Annotated in this window: 22 protein-coding genes; 10 read left to right on the top strand and 12 right to left on the bottom strand. The window is 42.5% G+C overall.

Annotated elements, in window-relative coordinates; translation table 11 throughout:
- Window positions 1-19: 19 nt before the first annotated feature.
- Complete coding sequence (ltrA, locus tag BO18_RS09350; protein ID WP_034447217.1) at window positions 20-1,318, bottom strand: group II intron reverse transcriptase/maturase; 1,299 nt, start codon at window positions 1,316-1,318, stop codon at window positions 20-22.
- Window positions 1,319-1,947: 629 nt separating this feature from the next.
- On the opposite strand from ltrA (BO18_RS09350), the gene tnpA reads away from it, so the two are divergent.
- From tnpA to ltrA (BO18_RS09330), 4 genes are all read left to right on the top strand, one after another.
- Window positions 1,948-2,340, top strand: a complete 393-nt coding sequence (gene tnpA, locus BO18_RS09345) for an IS66 family insertion sequence element accessory protein TnpA (protein WP_034445631.1) — start codon at window positions 1,948-1,950, stop codon at window positions 2,338-2,340.
- Window positions 2,330-2,686 (top strand): IS66 family insertion sequence element accessory protein TnpB, encoded by a 357-nt coding sequence (gene tnpB, locus BO18_RS09340; RefSeq protein ID WP_034445629.1) that lies wholly within the window; start codon window positions 2,330-2,332, stop codon window positions 2,684-2,686. Before tnpA ends, tnpB begins: the two co-directional genes overlap by 11 nt.
- Window positions 2,687-2,956: 270 nt before the next feature.
- Complete coding sequence (gene tnpC, locus BO18_RS09335; RefSeq protein WP_034445627.1) at window positions 2,957-4,582, top strand: IS66 family transposase; 1,626 nt, start codon at window positions 2,957-2,959, stop codon at window positions 4,580-4,582.
- Window positions 4,583-5,153: 571 nt separating this feature from the next.
- Window positions 5,154-6,452, top strand: a complete 1,299-nt coding sequence (ltrA, locus tag BO18_RS09330; RefSeq protein WP_029320732.1) for a group II intron reverse transcriptase/maturase — start codon at window positions 5,154-5,156, stop codon at window positions 6,450-6,452.
- 205 nt (window positions 6,453-6,657) lie between these two features.
- Here the strand turns inward: ltrA (BO18_RS09330) and BO18_RS09325 are convergent, their stop codons facing one another.
- The 8 genes from BO18_RS09325 to BO18_RS09295 all read right to left on the bottom strand — a co-directional run bounded on the left by BO18_RS09325 (window position 6,658) and on the right by BO18_RS09295 (window position 14,585).
- The gene (locus BO18_RS09325; RefSeq protein ID WP_034445625.1) at window positions 6,658-7,020 is read right to left on the bottom strand and encodes a hypothetical protein; all 363 of its coding nucleotides are present in this window, start codon (window positions 7,018-7,020) and stop codon (window positions 6,658-6,660) included.
- 99 nt (window positions 7,021-7,119) lie between these two features.
- Window positions 7,120-8,313, bottom strand: coding sequence for a CDP-glycerol glycerophosphotransferase family protein (locus BO18_RS09320; RefSeq protein ID WP_034445623.1), 1,194 nt, complete (start codon window positions 8,311-8,313; stop codon window positions 7,120-7,122).
- 38 nt (window positions 8,314-8,351) lie between these two features.
- Window positions 8,352-8,795: an adenylyltransferase/cytidyltransferase family protein gene (locus BO18_RS09315; RefSeq protein WP_034445621.1), complete on the bottom strand. Its 444-nt coding sequence runs from the start codon at window positions 8,793-8,795 to the stop codon at window positions 8,352-8,354.
- Window positions 8,796-8,910: 115 nt separating this feature from the next.
- Complete coding sequence (locus BO18_RS09310) at window positions 8,911-9,498, bottom strand: hypothetical protein (protein ID WP_034445619.1); 588 nt, start codon at window positions 9,496-9,498, stop codon at window positions 8,911-8,913.
- A 3-nt stretch (window positions 9,499-9,501) separates the two neighbouring features.
- Window positions 9,502-9,672 carry a hypothetical protein gene (locus BO18_RS34825; RefSeq protein WP_185752386.1) on the bottom strand — a complete coding sequence of 57 codons (171 nt, stop codon included), beginning with the start codon at window positions 9,670-9,672 and terminating at the stop codon, window positions 9,502-9,504.
- A 232-nt stretch (window positions 9,673-9,904) separates the two neighbouring features.
- Window positions 9,905-11,257, bottom strand: a complete 1,353-nt coding sequence (locus tag BO18_RS09305) for a Gfo/Idh/MocA family oxidoreductase (protein WP_034445617.1) — start codon at window positions 11,255-11,257, stop codon at window positions 9,905-9,907.
- A gap of 25 nt (window positions 11,258-11,282) precedes the next feature.
- A complete protein-coding gene (locus tag BO18_RS09300; RefSeq protein WP_185752385.1) occupies window positions 11,283-12,644 on the bottom strand; it encodes a LicD family protein in 1,362 nt (453 codons plus the stop codon).
- Window positions 12,645-12,737: 93 nt separating this feature from the next.
- Complete coding sequence (locus tag BO18_RS09295; protein ID WP_034445614.1) at window positions 12,738-14,585, bottom strand: LicD family protein; 1,848 nt, start codon at window positions 14,583-14,585, stop codon at window positions 12,738-12,740.
- Between the two features lie 112 nt (window positions 14,586-14,697).
- On the opposite strand from BO18_RS09295, the gene BO18_RS09290 reads away from it, so the two are divergent.
- Window positions 14,698-15,642, top strand: a complete 945-nt coding sequence (locus tag BO18_RS09290) for a LicD family protein (RefSeq protein ID WP_034445612.1) — start codon at window positions 14,698-14,700, stop codon at window positions 15,640-15,642.
- 8 nt (window positions 15,643-15,650) lie between these two features.
- Window positions 15,651-17,006, top strand: a complete 1,356-nt coding sequence (locus BO18_RS09285; RefSeq protein WP_185752384.1) for a hypothetical protein — start codon at window positions 15,651-15,653, stop codon at window positions 17,004-17,006.
- On the opposite strand, the gene BO18_RS09280 is transcribed toward BO18_RS09285, so the two are convergent.
- Window positions 16,984-18,135: a CgeB family protein gene (locus BO18_RS09280; protein WP_051688606.1), complete on the bottom strand. Its 1,152-nt coding sequence runs from the start codon at window positions 18,133-18,135 to the stop codon at window positions 16,984-16,986. The genes BO18_RS09285 and BO18_RS09280 overlap by 23 nt on opposite strands.
- A gap of 186 nt (window positions 18,136-18,321) precedes the next feature.
- On the opposite strand from BO18_RS09280, the gene BO18_RS09275 reads away from it, so the two are divergent.
- Window positions 18,322-19,272, top strand: a complete 951-nt coding sequence (locus tag BO18_RS09275) for a hypothetical protein (protein WP_034445608.1) — start codon at window positions 18,322-18,324, stop codon at window positions 19,270-19,272.
- Window positions 19,273-19,280: 8 nt separating this feature from the next.
- Window positions 19,281-20,459, top strand: a complete 1,179-nt coding sequence (locus BO18_RS09270; protein WP_034447215.1) for a glycosyltransferase family protein — start codon at window positions 19,281-19,283, stop codon at window positions 20,457-20,459.
- Window positions 20,460-20,554: 95 nt separating this feature from the next.
- Here the strand turns inward: BO18_RS09270 and BO18_RS09265 are convergent, their stop codons facing one another.
- Window positions 20,555-21,511: a flagellin N-terminal helical domain-containing protein gene (locus BO18_RS09265; protein ID WP_034445606.1), complete on the bottom strand. Its 957-nt coding sequence runs from the start codon at window positions 21,509-21,511 to the stop codon at window positions 20,555-20,557.
- 234 nt (window positions 21,512-21,745) lie between these two features.
- Entirely contained in the window at window positions 21,746-22,660 is a 915-nt protein-coding gene (locus BO18_RS09260; RefSeq protein WP_034445603.1) for a flagellin N-terminal helical domain-containing protein, read from the bottom strand.
- 287 nt (window positions 22,661-22,947) lie between these two features.
- Here BO18_RS09260 and BO18_RS09255 point away from each other — a divergent pair, with 287 nt between their 5' ends.
- A complete protein-coding gene (locus BO18_RS09255; RefSeq protein ID WP_242856538.1) occupies window positions 22,948-24,168 on the top strand; it encodes a glycosyltransferase family protein in 1,221 nt (406 codons plus the stop codon).
- Window positions 24,169-24,173: 5 nt separating this feature from the next.
- Window positions 24,174-25,223 carry a glycosyltransferase family 2 protein gene (locus tag BO18_RS32575; RefSeq protein WP_051688604.1) on the top strand — a complete coding sequence of 350 codons (1,050 nt, stop codon included), beginning with the start codon at window positions 24,174-24,176 and terminating at the stop codon, window positions 25,221-25,223.
- Window positions 25,224-25,397 lie beyond the last annotated feature (174 nt).

Below are 25,397 nucleotides of genomic sequence, written 5' to 3'. Positions count from 1 at the left end.
GTAAATTATTCAACAACCATCATTCATAGATACTGACGTACGTTCTGGGCGTTGCAAGGGGGTAGTCTCTCTCCATATCGTTGAACTGGCCCCAGTTATAACTTCGCCGCTGGCTTCTGCGGTTAAGCCACTTGAACAGAAGCTTTCGTACTATATATTTAAAATCAGATATAGCCTTTGAGTTGTCAGTGATCCCGTAGTAATGGAAATATCCAACTAGCATGCTGTTCACTCTCTTAATAATTTCCTGTAACGGCAAGGTTCTCATATCAGCCAACCATCGATTGACTTCTTTGCATTTCTTTGTGAACTTTTTCTTGCTAGTCTTCCTCTTCACCCTGAACTTCCCGTTCCGACTCTTGGAACAGTAGTGTGTAAAACCCAGAAAGTCGAAGGTTTCAGGTTTTCCCTGCCCTCTGTTTCGCCTGTCTCTTTCGGCAAATCTACCGAATTCAATCAGTCGACTCTTGCTTTCTTCCAGTTCCAGTCCAAAGTATTCCATTCTGTGTTTCAGCCTTTTGTAGAATTGTTCAGCTTCATCTTTGTACTGAAAGCATACAACAAAGTCATCCGCATAAACTACCGCCCCTGCATAGCCTCTCAACTGTGGCTTAACAACATCATTAAACCACCACAGAAATACGTAATGCATGTATATATTTGCTATGACAGGTGAACAGACCGACCCTTGTCCACTACCTTCTTCTGTTTCCTCATATTGAAAGTCCTTTATTATCCCTGATTTCAGCATCCGCCTAACCAGTCGTATAACGTTCGGGTCTTTAATCCTTGACTCTACAAATTTGACTGCCCATCTATGGTCGATATGGTCGAAGAACCCTTTAATATCGGCGTCAAGTATATAGTTTGTCTTCTGTTTCTCAATCATAGAATTTAGTTTTCTTAGTGCCATATGACAGCTACGGCCGTTCCTGAATCCCATCATCTCCTCATAGAAATGAGGTTCAAAGACTGCTTCCAATATGCGCCTAAGCGCTTCTTGTACCAGCTTATCTTCATAACAGTAGATACTTAAAGGTCTGGTCTTTCCATTTCCCTTTGGTATCTCAACTCTCTTTGCAGGTTGTGGCCTATATGATTTCTTCTTCAGACTCGCTATTAGCCTATCAAGGTTCTCATCAAGATTATTCCCGTATTCCTCTTTTGTTACTCCGTCGATTCCTACGGCTTTATCCTTTTCCATCTTATTGTGACATTCCATTAACATTTCCTTGTCAATGAGATGTCCAATGGAAGTAAAGACCATTTCAGGGTTTTCTTTTGATAATTGCGATATTCTCTCCAATTTCGTTAACATTATTGTTCCACCTCTGTGTATGGATAATGTTTCCTCAAAGATATAGCTTTGCATGGCAGGGCTTAGAGGTATAGCCCTTTCTCGCCTTCCCTCCAGAGGCATTACCCTCCTTCATCGGTACTATGCGGCCATCCGACTGCCTATGACTCATTTGCCCTCCTTCGTGAGTTGTCGGGCATACCACTTATACATTAGGGGCTTCACACTTGCCCTGATATGGAAGTCACAGGCTCTCCCCAGTTGACATGACACCATTGTGCGACATGGCTGACTCTCAACCCCGTGGCGTCGCGGCAATCTTCGCCATTAGCAATTGCACGCGTGTTGCCTTCCGCATCGCTTAATTACGTCGGCACACCATCTTAATTTATTTCGGGGCTAACATGCCTTATGACCCTATCGCCTAACTTCCTACGCTTAACCTACGCTGTTACCAACGCATGTTCAAGGTCGCTATTGGTGGTTGGCTAGACCTTACCAAATGGGATTTCCACCCATTAAATGCCATGCCCTTTGCTGGGCGCACTAAGCGTCAAATGATCCGCCTATGATTGATCCGCTTTATATGTCAAACTTTAAAAAACTAATAAAACTAAAGAAACTAGCTAGTTTTTTAAAGGAGGCTAAACATGGATCAAATCACTCATGAAGTAAGACTTGCCCAATGGGCTGAGATCATTCGTAATTGTCAGTCACGTCCCGAAGGTCAGACAACTCAAGAATGGGTTGCCGAGAACGGGATAAATATAAAAACGTATTATTACTGGCAACGCCGGGTTCGCAAAGAGCTTTATGATCAAGCTACTTCTCTTGTTCCTACAAATAAGTCTAAGACTGAGGTGACTTTTGCTGAAGTACCTGGCGAGGCATTAGAACTGCCAATCCTGAATGAGGCATCTCAAAATACTATTCAAAAACCGGATGCAGTTATTCGGGCTGGAAAGATGGAAATTGAAATCCATAACAGTCTTTCTCCTATGATGCTAAAAAGCATCCTGGAGGTAGCTGTCCATGCTCGCTGAACTCGGTGGTGTTACCAAGATATACATTGCTGTAGGATATACAGACCTAAGGCTTGGTATAAATGGCCTTGCACAGGCGGTTGGATCCAAGTACGATCTCAATCCGCTTGAGAAAGGAACACTGTTTCTTTTCTGCGGTCGTAAAGTTGACCGTATAAAAGCGCTTCTCTGGGAAGGTGATGGTTTCCTTCTGCTATATAAACGCCTGGAAGATGGCCGGTTTGACTGGCCGCGCACAGAGGCACAGGCTGTAGCCCTTACTCCGGAGCAGTATCATCTTTTACTTATAGGGCTAAACCCATTGAAACCCAAGATAAAACAGGTAAACCCACAGCATATCTATTAAATTACTTGTGCAAAACAGAGAAATTTTTAAGCCTCTGTTTTCATGATAAATATGGCATTCTGACTTCACTCAGATGCCTGTAAACGCCTGTATATATGCCTTGAGGGCTGAATCAGAAGCGTTTGTTGCACTTTGAAAACTCTATATTTCCTACAGCGTATGAGGCTCTATTAATTAATAATCCATAGGCATAATCACGAAGCTTGATATGCGCCAAGTTCGCTATTTATGCGCATTTCCTGTACAATAGATACGTGGAAAGGAATTGATATGGCGCATAAATACACTGAAGAAGAACTGAATGAACTTGGGCCGAAGGCAGTCATAGCACTGTTTCTTTCCCAGCAGGATCAGCTGGAGCGTCTCAATGAAAACATGGAGGCTCTCATAGAACAGATCCGTATCTCTAACCAGAGACAGTTCGGAAGAAAGACCGAGCAGCTGGATCAGATAACCGGACAGATGACTCTCTTTAATGAGGCAGAAGTCTTTGCTGATCCGGATGTACCTGAAGATGATCCCGAGGATATCCTTCCACCCAGAAACCGTTCCCATAAGAGAACAGGAAAACGGGAAGAAGACCTTAAGGGTTTCCCAGAGGAAAACATTCCGCATCCCGTTACTGACGAAGAAGCAGACGCATTCTTTGGAGAAGGATGCTGGCGCAGGATGAAACCGGATAAGTTCACCAAAGTGCGTTATACTCCTGCTTCATGGACAGTTGAGAGACATACCGTTGATGTTATCGTCGGGAAGACAGGTGATCATCAGGACGAATTCCTCAGAGGAAAACGACCGGTTGAGATGATCCCCAAAAGCATTGCAACCCCTTCGCTTGAGGCAGCCATCATAAATGGCAAGTATGTAAATGCTAATCCCCTCGACCGCATCGAACGTCACTTCAATCAGTTCGGACTGAACCTTTCCAAGCAGACCATGTCCAACTGGACCATTAGATGTGCTGAGGATTATTTCACTCCACTGTATGACAGACTCAGAGAGATTCTGTTGTCATATCACGTCACACAGGCAGATGAAACACCTGTTGAAGTGATACATGATGACCGGCCCGCAGGAAGCAAGAGCTACATGTGGGTGCACAGGTCTGGCGAATTCTACAGGGACAGACAGATCGTCCTTTTTGAATATCAGAAGACCCGGCATCATGAACATCCCGAGAATTACTATCGGGATTACAACGGAGTCCTGGTGACCGACGGACTTCAGCAGTACCACCTTATAGAGAAACATCTTGAAGGTGTGACAAGCGCAAACTGCTGGGCCCATGCCAGACGCGATTTCTCCGATGCGCTTAAAGCAATCGGTAAGAAAAACCAGAAATCGATAAAGCAGTCGGTAGCCAATGAAGCTCTTGAGAGAATCGCCGAGATATATCAAATCGAAGGCGAACTAAAGGAGCTGTCATCCGAGGAAAGACTCATCCGCAGAAAAGCTGACATAAAGCCTCTGGTGGATGACTATTTCGAGTGGGCAAAACAGTGTATAGCTGACGGCCTACTGACAAAAGGCAAGACTCTTGATGGACTCAACTACTGCATCAATCAGGAGAAGTACCTGCGGGTATTCCTTGAAGATGGTGAAGTCCCGATTGATAATTCAGCCAGCGAACGAGCAATAAGGCCGTTCACTATAGGCAGGAAGAACTGGGAGTTCATGAACACCATCAGAGGTGCAAAAGCCAGTGCTGTGATCTATTCAGTTGTTGAGACTGCAAGATTAAATAATCTGAGCTCCTATTACTACGTAGATCACCTCCTTACAGAGCTTCCAAAGCTCCGTGATGAGAATGGAAATATAGATACGGCAAGTCTGGATCAGTTATTACCCTGGTCCGAGACATTACCAGATAACTGCCGTAAACCACGCCGCAAATGAACTTGCGGCGTTTATTTTTCAGATAGGCGGATTATTTGACGCTTAGTGCGCCCAGCAAAGGGCATGGCATTTAATGGGTGGAAATCCCATTTGGTAAGGTCTAGCCAACCACCAATAGCGACCTTGAACATGCGTTGGTAACAGCGTAGGTTAAGCGTAGGAAGTTAGGCGATAGGGTCATAAGGCATGTTAGCCCCGAAATAAATTAAGATGGTGTGCCGACGTAATTAAGCGATGCGGAAGGCAACACGCGTGCAATTGCTAATGGCGAAGATTGCCGCGACGCCACGGGGTTGAGAGTCAGCCATGTCGCACAATGGTGTCATGTCAACTGGGGAGAGCCTGTGACTTCCATATCAGGGCAAGTGTGAAGCCCCTAATGTATAAGTGGTATGCCCGACAACTCACGAAGGAGGGCAAATGAGTCATAGGCAGTCGGATGGCCGCATAGTACCGATGAAGGAGGGTAATGCCTCTGGAGGGAAGGCGAGAAAGGGCTATACCTCTAAGCCCTGCCATGCAAAGCTATATCTTTGAGGTAACATTATCCATACACAGAGGTGGAACAATAATGTTAACGAAATTGGAGAGAATATCGCAATTATCAAAAGAAAACCCTGAAATGGTCTTTACTTCCATTGGACATCTCATTGACAAGGAAATGTTAATGGAATGTCACAATAAGATGGAAAAGGATAAAGCCGTAGGAATCGACGGAGTAACAAAAGAGGAATACGGGAATAATCTTGATGAGAACCTTGATAGGCTAATAGCGAGTCTGAAGAAGAAATCATATAGGCCACAACCTGCAAAGAGAGTTGAGATACCAAAGGGAAATGGAAAGACCAGACCTTTAAGTATCTACTGTTATGAAGATAAGCTGGTACAAGAAGCGCTTAGGCGCATATTGGAAGCAGTCTTTGAACCTCATTTCTATGAGGAGATGATGGGATTCAGGAACGGCCGTAGCTGTCATATGGCACTAAGAAAACTAAATTCTATGATTGAGAAACAGAAGACAAACTATATACTTGACGCCGATATTAAAGGGTTCTTCGACCATATCGACCATAGATGGGCAGTCAAATTTGTAGAGTCAAGGATTAAAGACCCGAACGTTATACGACTGGTTAGGCGGATGCTGAAATCAGGGATAATAAAGGACTTTCAATATGAGGAAACAGAAGAAGGTAGTGGACAAGGGTCGGTCTGTTCACCTGTCATAGCAAATATATACATGCATTACGTATTTCTGTGGTGGTTTAATGATGTTGTTAAGCCACAGTTGAGAGGCTATGCAGGGGCGGTAGTTTATGCGGATGACTTTGTTGTATGCTTTCAGTACAAAGATGAAGCTGAACAATTCTACAAAAGGCTGAAACACAGAATGGAATACTTTGGACTGGAACTGGAAGAAAGCAAGAGTCGACTGATTGAATTCGGTAGATTTGCCGAAAGAGACAGGCGAAACAGAGGGCAGGGAAAACCTGAAACCTTCGACTTTCTGGGTTTTACACACTACTGTTCCAAGAGTCGGAACGGGAAGTTCAGGGTGAAGAGGAAGACTAGCAAGAAAAAGTTCACAAAGAAATGCAAAGAAGTCAATCGATGGTTGGCTGATATGAGAACCTTGCCGTTACAGGAAATTATTAAGAGAGTGAACAGCATGCTAGTTGGATATTTCCATTACTACGGGATCACTGACAACTCAAAGGCTATATCTGATTTTAAATATATAGTACGAAAGCTTCTGTTCAAGTGGCTTAACCGCAGAAGCCAGCGGCGAAGTTATAACTGGGGCCAGTTCAACGATATGTTGAGAGACTACCCCCTTGCAACGCCCAGAACGTACGTCAGTATCTATGAATGATGGTTGTTGAATAATTTACTTTGCAAGGAGCCGGATGCGAGAAAGACGCACGTCCGGTTCTGTAGAGGGATAAGGGGAGAAATCCCCTTATCTACTCGACCCAATAATATGTTACCACATATAGTGTATCAGCGCATAAAAAATACCAGATGAGGATACAAACATCCTTATCTGGTATATCGGCTAAATTCAGTGTTTACTTAAATCACTTATAGGATTTTCTCTTTTTTGACAGCTTATTAACTTTATTCTCAAGCCATCCCACTCTGATACTGAGCATCTCAAACTCAGCATGAGGTTTAATAGCTTCATGGAGCTCACGCGACAAGTCTAAATGACCCTCAGCAATACGCTTAATGTCTCTTCGAATCTCATTTTCCAATGTAAGGTTAATATCAGCAATATCTTCCTTTATATCACCAACATCTTTTTCAAGTTTATCCATCCTTGATTCCATGCTAGTCATCTTTGAGTCTAAATCAGTTACCTTAGAGTCTAAATTGGTTACCTTAGAGTCTACCATGTCAAGTTTTTCCATAATGATGTCTATTTTTTGATCTGTGTTCATATTTCCTCCTATATTTGTGAGGGCCCCATTTGCAGCAACAAAAATATGTGCTGTTTTGTAATTGTACTACATAAGAAAATGGTAGTAAATGATCAATTATCACATAATGTATTTTTCAATCACATCTGCCACTCTCTCACTGGCATGGCCGTCTTCAATCACTTCGTGTTGAGACATAAATGCGTCTACAGCACTGTTGTAGTGCTGCTCGTCGAAGTTTCTGATGTTATCAAAAAGTGTATCATTGTCTTCTGCCATGTCGAAAGGAAGATCTTCTTTTTTCCACATAAATTTACCGCGGGACTGGATGTAGTCCTTAACATCATCTGCATATAACTGTACCGGAATATGAGCAAATGCTGCGTCAAATGCACAGCTGCTGTAGTCGGTCAGGAGCATCTCACATCCGCCAAGGATATGGCTGATATCAGGCTGATGACTTACGTCTATGAGACGAGGATCTTTTTTTAAGAGAGGCATCTCATCCAATCTTGCTGCCAGAGTCGGGTGAAGACGTAGAAGCACTTTCCATTCCCCGCCAAAGCGTTCTTTTATCGTAGCAATCAGTTTATCAAAATCAATCTGAGGCGTTTCGGAGGTGACTTCTCTTTTGCCCTGCTGGCTGCCGCTTCTGAAGGTTGGCGCAAATAGCAGAAGCTTAACGTTCTGGTCAAGCCCAAGTTCCTGTCTAATAATGCTATGGAGTTTGTCTCTATCATTGATCAGCGTATCTACTCTTGGTGATCCAACTCTCAGAGTTGGTCCACTATACAAGAGTTTCTTTGGGTATATATCATCGCAGTACTTAGAGTTTGACAGGAAATAATCTGCCAACGAGGAGTCCCATTCGCTTACTATTCTTGCAATCTTAGGAAAGGCATCTCCCCTGAAAAGGCCAACAGCCTTGAAACCAATAGTTGCATGCCAGGTCTGGATATAAAGCTGCCCCTCCCGTTTAAGCGTCCCATAGGGTTTCCTATAGTTATCAACCCAGACTCTTGCTGTAGACAGATGAAATGCAGTATTCTCCGGTGTATCTTCTACCAACTGTATATAGTCAGGGAAAGGTCTTGAGGTATCGTGGGTCAGCCAAACCATCTCAAGCGAAGGATTTCGCTTATGAAGTTCCTCTGCAATATATCTTGGATTGCAGCCAAAGCCCCCATCTCCCTCATAACATGCGAAGCATATCTTGTTGTTTTTTATGGGATACTCGCGCATAGAAATAAAGAGCGCACTTAGGCGCTCTGCCTGTTCTTTCCTTTGTTTTAGATATTCTTCATCTGATCCCACGTAAAGGAAGCCCCTTTCTATCCGACAATAGTCGTAATTCACTTCTCGTCAACGCGTCTCGGAATCTCAACTCTGAGCATAGTAGATGAAATATTCGGCGTATGTGGCAAATAAACTACATCTACCCCAAATGGTTCCAAGTCCTTTTCTGTCTGAAGCCATCTATCGTTGCCCTTCCAGTCATCGCCAATGAACACAGCATCGAACCCATACTTCTTATAAAGCTCAACTTTGTCCAGCGTATCTACAATGACACATTCTTCCACGCTTTTCAGATTCCGAATAATCTCAGCCCGGTCTTCCTGACATATCACGGTCTTCTTATTCTTGTAATCCGCAACCAATCTATCAGAATTAACGCCAACAATGAGTTTATCACACTGCGCAGCTGCACTGTTAATGATATGAAGGTGTCCAATATGAAACATATCATATACGCCCTGGGTGTACCCCAGTTTGTACTTCTTGTTCTGTTCTTCCAATTATTGTGCCCCCTGCTGTAATTGCAGTTATCCATATTACGTCCACAACAATATGTTACCACACATAGCGCGTCGGCGCATAAAAAAACCTGCCAGAATGGCAGGTAGCACTCATTTAATCATCAAAGTTTACTTTTTTGTATAGTTCATACAAATTATCAGAATTGAGACTATCTCTTATCTTTTTAAATCCATGCTTTTCATAGAATTTTTCATACATGTGCTCTCTGCATTCCAAAACAACAACTGCACCGCCAATCAAGCTACTTGCCTGCTTGAAAATGCTATAACACATATTTAACAAATCCTCACCTGTTAATTCTTTTTTATCACAATAATCAGCTCGTCCCAATTGTCCAATCAGAAAAGCTGAAATAGTCTTCAGTTCATCCCTGCCAGGATAATTACCAAGCATTTTCCTTCTTCCTTTACCTGACATTTCAGATATATCAATTGCTTTTGTTGCCAATGTTACATATGCATCAACAACAAACTCTCCATCATCAAGACTCGCTTTATTTATGAACAAATATGTTTTTCCTATGTTCCTAAGCTCATAACTGATTGCATTCTTCACCAAAAAGTCCTCAAGATCATGCTCTTGAGGACATCTGAATCTAGAAAAAGATGATAATATCTTTTCTTCATTATATTCTCCGCTTTTAAGAATTTCTCCCAAAGATAAAACGATATGATTTCGCATCTATTATTTAAGCGCCTTCTTCAAGGCAGCTCTAACCTCTTTTTCCTTTTTTAATGCAGACTTATAATTCTTCTTTAAGGTCGGAGAAGTAACTGAACTCATCGCTTCAGCAAACGCATTAGCTTCTTTTGAATTCATGAGTTTGAACTCTTTATTGAATGTTGAAGTAGCCATAATTCAAATCTCCTTTCCGTTTTCTTCTTACAGACCAAAATAGCAGCATAATTAACAATGCTGCCACAATAGACATGTAAGATATTATATAGTCAAAGACATTACAATACAAGAATAATTTAAGCTTATTGCTTCCTTGTACTTCCATTCTATCATATATATCGGCATATTCACACGTCATTGGCACCATTTTCGATAATGTTTACATAGATAATAAAAAATTAATAATATGTCAAAAGCCTTGCTGCTGCCTTCTGATGCTCATAAACTTCTCCACAACCTTAGCCATGGCGATGGATTCTTCAGCCGTAAGCTTAAAGTCATGACCACCGGTACCATTGATTTTCATAAGAAACTCGGCAATCTCGTATCTGAAGCCATCAGATCCCTTGAAGCTAGCCTCATAGTGATCAACGCGGCTTGCATCCTCGTAGCGCACATCAAAGCTCTGGATCAACCACCAGGGGGACTGAGCCAGGATGTATCCTTTTGTTCCCGCAATTACCAGCTGACCTTCAGACTTGACACCGGCTCCGGTCTTGGAGGTAGCCAGGGCGTTCTTATATCTGAACTGCACCTTTGTAAAGATATCTATTCCGTCCTTACCAAGGATAGAATCCAATCGAACTTCTTCGTAGTCCATTCCAAGGATCTTAAATATTGGCAGCATCGTGTAGCTTCCGTATTCCATGAAAGCTCCACCGTATTTAGCATCAGACATCTCTCTGGATCTGGGATCACCGATTCGAGTAAAGCAAGCCTCAATATCACATATATCTCCGATTGTTCCATCTCTTGCCACAGACAAAAGCTGCTGGAATCCCGGAAGATACGCTGCTCTGATACCTTCCATCAGCACAACGCCATGTTTCTTGGCAAGAGCATAGAGATCAACGGCCTCATCATAGGTAAAGGTCATTGGCTTCTCACAAAGCACATGTTTTCCGGCTTCCAACGCCCTTCTAACATAGTCTGCGTGCGTCTCATTGGGAGATGCCACATATACCGCATCCACGTCATTAAGGAACTCCTCATAATCCTCAGCATATGGAATAACAGGAATGCTCTCTGTAAAGTTTACAAGGCTGTCCCTCTCGGGATTATACGCCGCAACAGCTTCAATGCCTGATACAAACTTGGTCTCAGCAAAAAATCTTCTGGCGATTCTTCCGGTCCCCACTATACCCAGCTTAATCAGGGTCATAATATCTCCTCTTATAGAAGTCGAAGAGATATTAGGGGTTCTATCAAGGTAAATGACCTTGCAGTACTTGTTCAGATAGTCAAACTTCCCGATCCAGTCAGATCCGAAAACAATAGCATCAATTCCGTATTTCTGGATATCCTCAATCTTCTGACCATCATGGTCCTCAACTATGATTTCATCCGCAAACCCAGTCTTTTTGACATTTTCAATTCTTTTCATTATTGGGTCCACAAGGTTGAGCTTACCCCTTTGCCTGTCATAGTATTCTGTTGTGACACCTACGATAAGGTAATCTCCCTGAGCCTTGGCTCTCTCCAGAATCCTATAGTGTCCCTTATGGAAGAGATCAAATGAACCATAAATGATTATCTTCTTCATACTGTCTGTCCCCTCTATACTGTCTTCAATATCCAAGTATCGTCACCGGTATGCCAATTTCCTGACACAAATCCGCAAGCCTGCATTTATCTCCGTAATACTCATCAGCCACTGACATTGCCATGGCCATCTCTCTTGAATCGGGATTATCATCAAAAATCACCTTCTCCATGGAAGAAAAATCCTGAATCATCCGGGTGTAATCTCCAGAAAGCTCAAGTCTGCACCTCTCCATAAAGTCCTTAAGTCCTGCAGGTGCCAACATTATTAAAAGCACATCTTCGGGTGAATTCTCTATCTCCTCCACATAATTTTTTACCATGTTGATTCCCGGGCCGCCTCTGTTGAGCACATCCGTTGCCGACAATCCGTACAGAGTTATCTTCCTCTTAGTACCATCCCCCCTGAATAAGACCTCTATCCACTCCTGTGGAATCTCAGCCTCCTCTTCAGAAATGCCAACATAATTGTCCCCTGTATCTCCTCCCACAAGAACTGTAACTTCGTCTCGGAAGTAGGGATAATCGTGACCAGCCTTTCCTCTGATCGGCACCATATAATTAGGTCCATAATGAGCTTCCAAGGCTTTGGCACATTCAACGGGAACCTTAATAGTGGTGCATTCAAAGGGCACTTCCTTCACATCTGCGTACCAACCCTTATTCCTTGGGCGAAGCTTTTTGCTTATAGGAATCTTCGGACAGTAATCAATGAAGTCCGAATCCTTCTCTGCGCACATCTGAGCAACTTTCTCAACACATAAGCACAATTGGTTTCTTAAGGGCTTATCCTCTTTAAACCTGATGTTTTCACCCATGTAGTTTTTTATATAGCTCTTTAAAAGTTCCAACTCCTTCAGAGTAACCGACGCACTTTCCGCCTCCGGATTATCTTTTCCCTGCTTCATAGCTCTTAGTTCCCCTAGGGACAAGAGATTTCCTTTGTTAAATGAACTCTCGATGTCAAGAAGATCATAGACCTGCTTAAATGAGAAATAGTACAGCTCCCTGAAAATCTGCATCTTCTCAGGATCTCTCGGATAGTAATCCAGCGGATATATGTCCACATAACAGATAAAAGGGCAGCCGTAATAATCCCTCATTCTGTCATCATCCCACTCCAATATGTCCACTTTGTGAGTACACACAGCATGAAAATTCATAAAGGTCTCTGAATTGTATACACTCCTGATACAAAGATCATCGTCAATCTCACCAGCATGCTCCATCAGGATCATGAAATCCTTTCTGAGCATAGCTATGTCAATATCATCATCCCAGGGCACGAATCCACCATGTCTATAGGCGCCAAGAGCCGTCCCAACCTCCGCAAAATAGGTCAGGTTATACTTATTAAACAACACTTTCAGTTTATCCAGAATCTTCATATGGGCCGCCCAGGATCTTTTCATGGTCTCACTGACCAAAAAACCGTCCCGTACTTCGTCCCGGAAGTATTCCTTTGGAAATTCAAGCATCGATCACCTCAAAAGACACATCTTCTGTTCCCAGTAGTCCCGTGTTTCCTCCCCTGCAAGTTCCGTCATAACACTCACATAAAGGTTCCGAATCTTCTCACTCTTAAGAATCACCTTATCCGCATTCACAACTGCAGGCTGTTCAATAAAGGTTCTAAGAGCCGTATTTATGGTATCCTTATCGCTCTCAGGATCCATAATGTCAAAACAGGGGATGTAGACAAGTTCATCAGTGTACTTAAGCAGTTCATCAGAATACAATTTCTCAGGAACTGTAATACTGCAGCTCCAACCATCGTAAGGCACTTGTATCACAATCTCATCCGGTCTCATGTCAATCAGATTGTACTCATCAAAACTTGTAAAGTGTTCATCTCTGGGAAAAGAGTTTCCTTCATCATGCACTCCACCTATATTTCCCAGATAATCACAATCATAATACGGTATCGGTATTACACTCACATCATCATATCCACTGGCCAGAACCTTTTCATACAGAGGTTTCATGGTATCCCACCACTTAGCTCTACAGGGGAGGAAAAGAATTCGCTTTCTAGTTTCAAATAGCTTACTAATTTCTTCTTCCACCTCGCGGATACCTGAATCCAAATGTGCTACTGCCATCTCGGACCAATTCTGGGAATTTTCATAGACCATCTCGCAGTAATTCTCTAGTTTTTTTACTGCTTGTGTTCCATCGCCAAATCTGTTCTCTATAAGATTCCCAAGTGCCACAGCTGCATCCTGACATCCCTGAATCATTTGGGCACCACCGGAAATATTCCCTGCTTCAAACAACATATCAATGCTTTTGTGGGCACTTACTAAAACACTTACCGGCTTTATAAAATTATCCCTGTACCTTGGAAATCTTCTTTCCCGTGTAAACTTTTCTTTTTCAAAAGTGTATCTGTAAGGATTATGACCAAGATGCTCTGCCAGAATCTGCTCCTGCTCTTTGTAGCATGGGTAAGCATGGGCTGACTTCCCTCTCTTTACGGTCATATAATCCCCGTAGTATATCTTCAGTACCTGATCATATCTGGTAGAAATACTGATTCTGGTCCCTTCAAATTCCGCAAGCATACATTCCTTGTACACTTCAATGGGAACATTTGCCCAGTGTCCAGTGATCCACACATACATTGATGCCACTTCCCTGGCATCCTCATCCCGGCACTCCTTCATTATCTTTTCAAACAAAAGGACAAGTTCTCTTGATAGATTTCCCTTTCTATGAAGAATAACGTGATTATCCCTCTCTATATCTGCAAGGAGACTCCTAACCTCCTGATCTTCTGTTCCCTTTTGGCTAATCAGCTTACTGGCTTTTGCAACATCTTTCCCACGCCTTGAGCGGTCTTCTTCCTTCTTTGGATCGTTATAGATCCTGTCCATAGCAAAGACATCTACTCCCACAGCATATGGGCATCCATAGAATTTCTTAAGATGCTCAGGATCACAGTTTATAGTGTTGCCATTTGTTATTCTTCCAAGAGCAAGGGTGTATTCTTCATCGTCATGGACAGTCAGCGCCTTATATCCCTCTGGAAGCTCTTTTCTTGCGCATTCAAAAAATCTCTCCCAATCATCACAGAGAATGGAAATATCGAGATCATCGTCCCAGGGAATGAAGCCTTTGTGCCTTATGGCTCCAATCAACGTCCCCATATCTGCATACCATTTGATATCATGCCTCCTGCAGATCTTATCGATTTCTGAAAGCACCACCAGCTGCGCAGCCCAAAAGCGCTTCATCATCTCAGAAACGTAAAAGCCGCATCTTTCTTCGTCATAAAAGAAATCCGGGGGAAAGGTTAAGTTTTGGAGATCACAAAGCTTGTTGTCCACGCAGAATTCGCCCTTGTCATATTTTGTATATATAAGATTATTATACAACAAAATGTATTATAATATACTAAAGACCAATTATTTATAGGAACAGATTAGCGGAGATACGTCAATGTTGAACATTCCGGATACATTTTTCAAAGAAGAAACTCGAAACGGTTTTCTTATCCCAGTGCCCATGAAAAGAGCCTGGGCCATACAGCTCACTATGCTGGACAGGACACTGGAGATTGCCAGAAAACACGGAATTCGGATATGGGTTGATTACGGAACGCTTCTTGGAACTGTACGGCATAAGGGTTACATTCCATGGGATGACGATATCGACGTTTGCGTAATGAGAGCCGACTACCTGAATCTCATGAATTATTTAAAGTATGAACTTCCGGATTACTGTAACGTTTACAGCTTCTACACTGATGAGCGCTGTGATCAGCCAAAAGGCTTTATCACAAACAGAAGCGTCATCGATATCGGAACAAACCCAAAAGAGAGTGAGCTGACTGCTCTGTACATTAACTGCCCATATGTGGCAGGTCTTGACCTGTATCCAATGGACTACGTTCCTGCTGACCGGAACACGAGAGATTATGTTAAAAACCTATATATCGCCGCGTACTCTCTTGCCATGAACATGGAAGACTATATTGCATCTGGAGAATTTGAAGAATACCTCTCTCAGTTAGAAGGGATTACCGGAAGAAAGATAAAGCGTGATGAACATATGAAAAACTCACTGTGGAAGCTCGCTGACAGCATCGCCATGATGACAAAGCCTCAGGAAAGTGGACACGTAATATGGTACCCTCATCTGGCCATGGGCCAGGACAGGATGCTAAGAAAAATCTCCTGGTTCAAAAGCACTCTCATCATGCCCTTTGAAATGCTGGAAGTACCGGTTCCGGAGGGCTATAACGACATACTTACGGTTTGCTACACAGATAAATATATGACTCCCAAGCGTGGTGGAACAGCTCATGGCTATCCCTTCTACGCAGAGCAGGAACGAAAAATCATGCTACACAACTATTTGGGTAAAATGAAGGACATATTCTGAATATGAAAATGGACAGATTAAAAATCCAAAACTTAATAGAACTGTTTGATTTGATTTCTGAAGTCTTCACTCATGTAGGGAGCCTTTCTGCTTCAGGCAATACTGATGCTGCCATAGATCTTTTGCAACAGTGTCAGGAAAGTGCCGTGGCCATTGGGACCGCCATAGAAGAGGACTTTGGAGAAGGAACAGCTACCGTAGCAATGCTCGAAAAGCTTTGCGAAGATATTTACATGGTATCTACGGAGATCTCAGGCGAGAGCTCTGGTTCCGAAACAAGCGAAGGTCTGCGCATAAGTCTCCTTCAGGGAAGCTTATCTGCTACCAGATCCGAATTCACAAGGGAATTCCCCTGCGGAAAAGAGATTGCGTTCCTGCCTTGTTCACCAGCCCTATGGCCGGGATTTGACAGCTTGTACAAATCTTTGAAAAAAGACACTGCAAACCATGTCTTGGTTATCCCTATCCCCTGGTACGACAAGAAGCCCGACTATACTCTCGACAAGGATAGCATGCACTATGATCCAGATAACTATCCTTCCTACGTGGACATCACTGCATACGATTCAGTGGATCTGGCAGGTATCCATCCTGATACCATCTATATCCAGGCTGCCTATGATAATGATACTCTCGGCGGAAGTATTCATCCTTCATATTACACTTCGTGCCTGAAAGGCTTATGTGATGAGCTTATATTTATTCCGCCATACATCATTCAGGAACCCGATGTTAATGATCTAAAGGAACTAGAAAAGCTCAGAGAATATCTATGCCCTTCCGGCATTAACAACGTCAGCAGAATAATCCTACAATCAGAAAACATGAAGGAAGCCATGATAAGACTACTGGCAGGAAAGGAAGAGTCACAGCAAAGGCAGGCTCTTTCTGAAAAGATTGTCGGCAAGGGACACCCAAGGGTCGAGGCAATAAAAGAGATGTCTGATGACAAAGACAGCATTCTGAATAATCTACCTGTAGATTGGAAAAGTTCCATATTCAGAGAAGATGGTACAAAAAAGAAAGTCACCCTATTCTCTAACTCTATAACATCAATGCTTACTGATGGTTCTTCTTTCATTAAGAGAATAGAAGACTTTCTTAACGTGTCTAAAGGATCTTCCGATGAGGAGACATTCATCTGGCATCCACACCCGGAAATGCCTGCTGTGATGTCGCAGCTTCGCCCTGAACTAATTGAAGATTACAAGAAGCTGCTTGCAGATTTCACAGACAATCATCTTGGTATACTCGACACTTCCAATGATCCTGCAACTGCAATTGTAATTTCAGACAACTACTGCGGAGATCCCGGAAGTGTAATGGAACTATTTAATTCATCTAAGCTTCAAGAAGCGTCCTAACTCTGTCCTCGTACCTGAAGTCCTGCTTGATCTTCTCAAATCCGGCGGCAGCGATGGCATTTCTAAGGTCATCATTTTTTAGGTAGAAAAGCGCTTTTGCGATGGCATCCTCTACTGAAGTGTACATTACGCACTCCTGGCCATCCAGGAAGTACTCGTAAAGCTCCTGCTGATATGCAGAAAGAAGAAAGCCTCCACAGCCCATGATGTCGAGGGCGCGAAGTGGGATTCCTGTACGATTTGCCTTAAGGATTGGGCAGAGGTTCACTTTGGTAGCTCTGAATACCTGGGGCATTTCTTCAAGATAATTCACGGATCCACAGTACTTCACCTGGGGAAGGAGTCGCTTTAACTGGTCGCCGAACTCATAGGTGTAAAGCTTAGTTTCACACCTCTGTGACAAGATGCGAAGTAGAGTAATCCTCTCTAGGTGAGTGACGTGAGCTGCCACCTGCCAGCATAGCTGCATCCTATTAGGCTGCACAGCCTTTTCCGAATACTTCTTAAAACTCTGTCTTACACTTTCAGCAAACTCTTCTGTAATCACTTCCTCAATGATATACGCACCGTAAATCTGTAGTTGCGAATTTACCACCGCATCCACATAACCCTTCTGGTAATCATCCATACAAGCCATAAATGTAGGAAGATAGCCCTCATATAGCTTTCCTACAAAAGAGACATCAGCGTCATATTTGTCATTGTCAACTTTGAGATTCATGAGCCTGTTAGTGTTCACCGCCAAAGGAAGGTAATACACATTCTCAAAGCCCATACCCTTATACTTTTCATAGTCATATCTTGTAAAGAAAAAGATTCTGTTACAGGAATACTCCATGCACTTGGTAGTCTCAAGATTCGGAGGACTGTCAAAGAACCAGGACACATATTTGATATCATGGTCGTGGCACACCTGTGATACCTGAGGCCAAAAATTGTAGGTGAAAACCAGATTATAATTCCCTTCCGACAGCTCTTTTGACATCAAGGAAGAGAACTTTGCAGTATCCGCCCGAAGAGCATCACTGTCGTATTGAACGTTATGGCACTTATGCCCCATCTTCTCCAGATAATAGATCAGGTCATACTGGGTATATGCATTTAAAAAATCATAAAGCAGAATATTCAAGCCTCTTCTCCTTAGATATCTATACTCTCAATCCAAATTATTCATTATATGTCTTCACAAGATAATTTTACCATAAAGCATCTTATATCACACAAAAAGCCGTTAATTCCAGCAACAGTTCTTCTATTTCTTGCTATAATAATATAGACAACTATGATAAGCTCCGATATCAAAAGGATCTAGCCAATGACAATTTACGTACTCGCCCCACAAAGTCACACCAGCGGAGGAGCAGAGCTTGCGCATCAGCTCTGCAGTGCCATAAACTCTATAACTGATGTCCCTGCATATATGTGCTATGTTGACCTGGATGCTCCATTTGAGAAAGCACTTGGAATGGACGTCCCTGCTCCTGCTGCCTATGAGATCTATGGCACTGATCATGTTAAGGACGCTAATGTCCTAGATAATCCCGATAGTGTCATTATCTTCCCGGAGGGACTTACCTTAAGTATGCCCTATTATCCCCATGCTAAAAAGGTTTTGTGGTGGATGAGCGTAGATAATTACATCGTCTCAACCAACGAATCCAATCTTTCTTTTATCAAGGACAACATTTGTCTTCACCTCTATCAGTCTTACTATGCAAAGGACTACGTTGAGAAAAAAATTCCCGGCGCCAATGGGCTTTATCTGTCTGACTACATAAACGAAGCCCACGGCAAGTTCATTTATCCGCCCCAGCTTCGGGAAAACATAGGTCTTTACAACCCCGCCAAGGGCTACAATGAGATCAAGCCACTTATCGATAAAGCATCCTGGCTCACCTGGGTTCCTCTTGTTAATATGGATATTCCACACATGGTGCTTATGATGGAGGCTGGAAAGGTCTACGTCGACTTTGGAAATCACCCTGGAAAAGATCGCATTCCAAGAGAAGCTGCAGCTAACGGATGCTGCGTGATAACTAACAAAAAAGGCGCAGCAGCCTTTGACGGCGATGTCCCTATTCCAAAGCAATACAAATTTGAAAATCCTTCTGACAATCTTGAGAAAATAGATTCTCTGCTCCACGACATCTGCGACAATTTCGCCCAGCATCAGGCGCAGTTCCAGTCCTACAGGGAAATGATTGCAGGAGAAAAAGAGAAATTCTTTAAAGATGTAGAAGTTTTCGTGCATAATCTAAAGGGGTAATGGTTTTCATGAATATTATCATCTATCGGTACAAAAGCATATGCGAACCTGATTTCATCAGTGCCTTCAAGGGGCTTGGACTTAATGTTGTTGAGGATAACGACGGAATGTCTAACGAGCTTTCTCTAGATCAAAAGATTCAACGCCTCGGTGCTCTAATCGCTGAGAATAAACCGCTCTTTGTTTTCACCATCAATTACTACCCCTTCATATCCATTCTATGTGAAAAGCTCCACGTTTTTTATGTTTCCATGACTGTGGATGTTCCGGTCTTCGAGATATTTAACACCTCAATCCGAAGTCCATATAACAGGATCTTTCTCTTTGACAAGGATCAGTATAACGAGATTCATTCTGAGAATCCTTCCTGCATCTTCCACCTACCTCTTGGAGCAGCCTGTGAAAGAATATCAGGAATATTAGGAGACACAGACAATTATAAGTATGACATTTCCTTTGTAGGATCTCTCTACAATGAAAAAGACCCTTTGGCGAAACTGTCAGGTCTTCAAAATGAAACTAAGGATGCCATTGACATGGCCATACGCTTTCAGCTTGAATCTGAAGTTTATGGTCACATGACGTTGGATTCAGCAATAACACCTGATACCATTGATTCCCTGAAGCACTCCGACAAGGAATTCTATCCCTCCAGCTTGAGCATAAGGGACATCTCTGAATATGTTGCCCTAAACGACTACATCTGCCCCCACATGACATATGTCGAAAGGGGCAAGGTCCTGAGTCTTTTGGGAAAAGAGCTATCTCGCAGTTCCATACATCTTTTTACCAACAGCCCAGCCAAGGAATTATCTCAGGATGTAACCCTTCATGGTACGGTGGACTCCTTAAAAGAAATGCCATTTGTATTTAGGCAGAGCAAGATTAATCTCAATATCACCACAAGGTCCATCTCATCAGGCCTATCTCAGCGAATCTGGGATGTTCTTGCCTGTAGGGGATTTCTCATCACTAATTACCAGCCTGAGATTGATCTATTTTTTAAAGATGGTATTCATCTTGTCACATACAAGAGCTATGATGAGCTTATGGAAAAAACCGCATATTATCTTGCACATGACGAAGAAAGGGAAACCATTTCCCTAAACGGATATAAGGAAGTTTGCGTGAGTGGTTCTGTAACTACCAGAACCATTGAAATGTTGAGAATAATAACAGGAAGTTAATAATAACACACTGAAAAGGGGCTCCGGTAAACCGGAGCCCCTTTTTGGTAGTTGCAATGATTTTCAACAGACCTTTTAATTTGGATAAGATATTATTATCCGAGAAGTGAAAGAACACCCTGATTGGACTGATTAGCCTGAGCCAGCATTGACTGTCCAGCCTGTGCAAGGATGTTGTTGTTAGAATACTTAACCATCTCGGAAGCCATATCTGTATCACGAATCTGTGATTCAGCTGATGTTGTGTTCTCAACAACGTTATCCAGGTTCTTGATTGTGTGCTCAAGTCTGTTCTGGATAGCACCGAGGTTAGACCTCATGGTTGATACGTTAACAAGAGCGTTCTTGATTGCCATGATTGCATTCTTAGCGAGTGAGTGGCTCATTACGCTAATCTGATCAGCGCCAGCCTTGGATGCCTCAATCTTGTGTCCATCAACTTCTTCGCTGTCAAACTCGTTCTTATTCTTGAGCTCATCAACCTTTGTAGCTGTTGTTACATTAGTTCCGCTGTTGATCTTGTTTGATGGAAGAGCTGCTACGCCAAGTATTGATGCACTCATTCTCTGAATGTCGATCATAATCTGGTTCTGTGAATTTGTCTCAGAACCTACCTGAAGGTTCTTTCCTGTGAACTTACCGTTAAGAAGCTTCTGGTTGTTGAATTCTGTTGCTTCTGCAGTACGTGTAATCTCTGTTGAAAGAGCTGCTACTTCCTGCTGGATGTATGCACGGTCAACTGACTGAAGTGTATCATTAGCAGCCTTTGTTGCCAGCTCGTTCATTCTCTGAAGCATATCATGAACTTCGTTCAATGCACCTTCAGCTGTCTGTACTACAGAGATACCATCCTGAGCGTTTGAAGAAGCCTGTGTAAGACCTCTAACCTGACGTCTCATCTTTTCGGAAATTGCAAGACCTGCTGCATCATCTGCTGCTCTGTTGATCTTGTAACCGGATGATAACTTCTCACTTGACTTTGCCTGGATACCAGTTGTGATGCCAAGCTGTCTGTTTGAATTCATCGCTCTAATGTTGTGTTGTACTACCATATTTATTCCTCCTTGAATTTGTCCGGTGGCGTCCTTGCCACTCGGTTGCTCGTTTTTGAAATGGTCTTTATGCTGGCTAAAAACCATCTCTGTTCTGTTTTACACTTTTATTATCGTCTATAATTGTAAAAACTTAACCCATAAAATTATAAATAAATTATAAATTTTTAAAACGCGGGCAATCGCGGGCAATAAATAAGGGCGGCCAATAAAGCCGCCCTTAGAACTTGTTTTTTACTGGAGGAGTGAAAGAACACCCTGATTTGTCTGGTTAGCCTGAGCCAGCATTGACTGGCCTGCCTGAGCGAGGATGTTGTTGTTGGAGTATCTAACCATCTCCTGTGCCATATCTGTATCACGGATCTGTGATTCAGCTGCCTGTGTATTCTCTACAACGTTATCCAGGTTCTTGATGGTGTGTTCAAGTCTGTTCTGGATAGCACCGAGATCTGATCTCTGCTCTGATACCTTCTGAAGAGCTGTCTTGATAGCCATGATAGCGTTCTTGGCAAGTGAATGTGTCATTACACTGATCTGATCTGTTCCAATTTTCTCAGGCTTTGTGTTGGTATTATCAAACTTAGTATTCATCTTTGCAGGATTCTTTTGATTTGAAGCTGCTTTTGTCTCTGCTGCAACACCCAAAAGTGATGCGCTAAGCTTAACAATATTAATCTCAATCTGGTTCATTTTATTTGTTTCAGAACCAACCTGAAGATTCTTACCTGTAAATGTTCCATCCAGAAGCATCTGGTTATTGAACTGTGTGGATCCGGCAGTACGTGTGATCTCAGCGGAAAGCTGATACATCTCAGCCTGAATATATGAGCGGTCTGTTGACTGAAGAGTATCATTTGCTGCCTTTACTGCAAGTTCGTTCATTCTCTGAAGCATATCATGAACTTCGTTAAGGGCACCTTCTGCAGTCTGTACAGTTGAGATACCATCCTGTGCATTTGTAGAAGCCTGTGTAAGACCTCTTACCTGACGTCTCATCTTCTCGGAAATAGCAAGACCTGCTGCATCATCTGCTGCTCTGTTGATCTTGTAACCAGAAGAAAGTTTCTCACTTGACTTAGCCTGGACATTTGTTGTAATACCCAGCTGTCTGTTTGAATTCATAGCTGTAATATTGTGTTGTACTACCATAATAAATCCTCCATGAACGGGGCCCGCTTCCCTGCTGCCTTTCCTTTCTAATTTTTTATTGCAGCTTGCGCGGAGTCCCTTCCATGGCTGCTTTGTTTTGGTTTTACACTAATGATATCGGCGCAGTTTCTGTAAACTTAACCCTTTTTGAAATAATTTTTTATTTTTTTCAAACAATATGAAATTTTTTCACATTTTTTTATTTTTGCTATTAACTATTTGCAATCATTATCCGATATAATAGTGCTAGGCAGCTTTTACAAGGCTTTTGCGATAGGAGAAACGCCATGGACAACGTACCCTCCTCAAAAGAAACTGTTCATAACAAACTGGCAGAAACCATAAATGGTCTTTTGTCTTCTAATAATTCTGACAATTTCCACCTGATTGAAGAAATACTATCATCCGATGCATATCAGATCACAGCTAATTCCTACTACGATCTGTATTTATTCAAAAGTTCTTATCCTATTTTCAAGTTTGAAAAAAAGAATAGCATCACACCTACGCTCTATGATTCCATATCTTCTATAGAAGAATACGAAATGTTACGCCGGGACACCCTTTACCTTTTCAGACGTATTGCCACAAAGTGTCCTTCCGAAGATATCGCTGAAGCTTTTGGACCACTATTAAATCATAATATATCCTACTTCTTCATTATCCAGATGCTTCAGGAACTGGACATTAGCGATAAGGGCTATGTATGCCTCAAATTGGCAGATCTTTACCTGAACTCTAATGAAACCAACAATGCGACCATCCTTTCTGAGTTTGCCCAATCCAACTACAAGAACAGCCTAGTAAGCTCTTTTAAGCTTGACCTGGCATATGGAGTTCAGCACTCAAAGCCTTACAAAATCTCTTTTATTACCTGCGTTAATGATGAAAGAGTCTATGAAGAATGCCTGTACTACATTAATAGGCTACTTATCCCAGATGAATGCCAGATTGAAACACTTGGGGTAACAGAGGCCAGTAGCATGACCTCCGGATATAATGAAGGAATGCATGCTTCCGATGCAGATATCAAAATTTATCTCCATCAGGATGTTCAGATTCTTAATCCACTTTTCCTTTTTGAAATAATCCGGCTGTTTGACTCATACCCTGAAGCTGGAATGATTGGTCTTGTGGGCAGCAAGTCTCTTCCTTCGGACTGCATAATGTGGCACGGAGACAGAGTCGGCAGACTATACGGTCCCAATGACAAATTTTCATTTATGTTTGATTGGAACTTAAAAGCGCCCAACGCCACTGAAGTTGAGGCCATTGACGGGTTCATGATGATAACAAACAAAGACATACCCTGGCGTGAGGATTTGTTTGATGGATGGGATTTCTACGACGTCTCCCAAAGCGCAGAATTCAGAAAGCAGGGACTAAAGGTAATAGTTCCGGACCAAAGTACGGCCTGGGTAGCCCACGACGACGGAATGACGGATCTTAGTAACTACGAAAAATACAGAAATATTTTTCTTTCAGAGTATAAACACTCTAAGGAGTAACAGACATGGCAGTTTCAACAAGTGACAACAGGCTTATAAGCGTGATCATCCCCACCTACAACAGAGCTCATCTCATTGAGCGCTCTGTAACAAGTGTGCTTAGATCTTCCTATACGAATATAGAAGTTATTGTTGTGGATGACGCTTCTACGGATAACACAGAATCTGTTCTGTCTGCCATAGAAGATCCAAGGCTTAAGTATATCCGGCTTCCGGAAAACCACGGTGCCAACCACGCAAGGAACGTAGGCCTGGATAACGCTAAGGGAAATTATATCTCTTTTAACGACTCTGACGACGAATGGTGTGAAGATAAGCTGATCCGTCTTCTTGAATATTTTGACACTCTGGACGATTCCTACGGAATGGTTTACTGCGACATTGAAATAAGCAGCAGGGATTCAACAAGCACAGTGCATCTCCCGGCGGGTCTTGGACACGACATCAAAGATATCTCCGGTAACATCTTCGAATACATGCTGGAAAACATGTTTATTTCCATGATAAGTGTCCTTATTAAAAAAGAGGTCTTTGATAAGACAGGAAAATTCAATGAGGATCTAAAACGACTTCAGGATTGGGAATTATTTCTTAGAATAAGCAAAAACTACCAGGTGGGCTATCTGCCCCAGACTCTTGCAAAAGCCCAGAACCAGAGCGACTCCCTATCCAATAACTACCGCAACATGGCAAAAACCATAATGTACGTGATGGATCTCTATGATGCCAAGCGTAAATATCCAAAGCAATTTGCCACCATGAAACTTACAGTCTTAAAATGCATCGAAGAGACTGATGGTCCTGATAAATTTAAGCTGATACCGGAAGTAAATGAATGGGTCAACAAACATAAAGAGGAGGAAACTAAAGTGACTGACAACGAAAGCAAGAGCTATCTGGAAGAACTTTTTTATGCCAATGTTTTTAATTCCACCATCACAGGAAGTAAATGGTGGCATTACGAAATAAGCCCTGGAAACATGGCCGTTGGCTATCCTTTCCTCTATGTCCTTTACAGAATCCTTGATGAGGTTAAACCCTCTGTTATGAAGTGACCGTTGTCAAGAGGGAAACATTTCTAACTTTTCTCCTTGGCTAGCCACATTTGTTATTGTCTGATAGCATCTGGAAAGAGCCATTTTAACAGTCTCCGGCATGTAGCCACTCTGTTATTCGTGGATTGGTTACCAACAGGCTAATGGTTCGCCGAGAGTCTTGCTATCTAAAAT

The organism is Butyrivibrio sp. AE2032, assembly GCF_000702965.1.
This window is presented reverse-complemented; position numbering and strand designations above follow the sequence as displayed.

Coding starts and splice junctions, on each gene's coding strand:
- ltrA (WP_034447217.1), bottom strand. CDS start 1,318: ATGTTAACGAAATTGGAGAGAATATCGCAATTATCAAAAGAAAACCCT.
- tnpA (WP_034445631.1), top strand. CDS start 1,948: ATGGATCAAATCACTCATGAAGTAAGACTTGCCCAATGGGCTGAGATC.
- tnpB (WP_034445629.1), top strand. CDS start 2,330: ATGCTCGCTGAACTCGGTGGTGTTACCAAGATATACATTGCTGTAGGA.
- tnpC (WP_034445627.1), top strand. CDS start 2,957: ATGGCGCATAAATACACTGAAGAAGAACTGAATGAACTTGGGCCGAAG.
- ltrA (WP_029320732.1), top strand. CDS start 5,154: ATGTTAACGAAATTGGAGAGAATATCGCAATTATCAAAAGAAAACCCT.
- BO18_RS09325 (WP_034445625.1), bottom strand. CDS start 7,020: ATGAACACAGATCAAAAAATAGACATCATTATGGAAAAACTTGACATG.
- BO18_RS09310 (WP_034445619.1), bottom strand. CDS start 9,498: ATGCGAAATCATATCGTTTTATCTTTGGGAGAAATTCTTAAAAGCGGA.
- BO18_RS34825 (WP_185752386.1), bottom strand. CDS start 9,672: ATGGCTACTTCAACATTCAATAAAGAGTTCAAACTCATGAATTCAAAA.
- BO18_RS09305 (WP_034445617.1), bottom strand. CDS start 11,257: ATGAAGAAGATAATCATTTATGGTTCATTTGATCTCTTCCATAAGGGA.
- BO18_RS09300 (WP_185752385.1), bottom strand. CDS start 12,644: ATGAAGATTCTGGATAAACTGAAAGTGTTGTTTAATAAGTATAACCTG.
- BO18_RS09290 (WP_034445612.1), top strand. CDS start 14,698: ATGTTGAACATTCCGGATACATTTTTCAAAGAAGAAACTCGAAACGGT.
- BO18_RS09285 (WP_185752384.1), top strand. CDS start 15,651: ATGGACAGATTAAAAATCCAAAACTTAATAGAACTGTTTGATTTGATT.
- BO18_RS09275 (WP_034445608.1), top strand. CDS start 18,322: ATGACAATTTACGTACTCGCCCCACAAAGTCACACCAGCGGAGGAGCA.
- BO18_RS09270 (WP_034447215.1), top strand. CDS start 19,281: ATGAATATTATCATCTATCGGTACAAAAGCATATGCGAACCTGATTTC.
- BO18_RS09265 (WP_034445606.1), bottom strand. CDS start 21,511: ATGGTAGTACAACACAACATTAGAGCGATGAATTCAAACAGACAGCTT.
- BO18_RS09260 (WP_034445603.1), bottom strand. CDS start 22,660: ATGGTAGTACAACACAATATTACAGCTATGAATTCAAACAGACAGCTG.
- BO18_RS09255 (WP_242856538.1), top strand. CDS start 22,948: ATGGACAACGTACCCTCCTCAAAAGAAACTGTTCATAACAAACTGGCA.
- BO18_RS32575 (WP_051688604.1), top strand. CDS start 24,174: ATGGCAGTTTCAACAAGTGACAACAGGCTTATAAGCGTGATCATCCCC.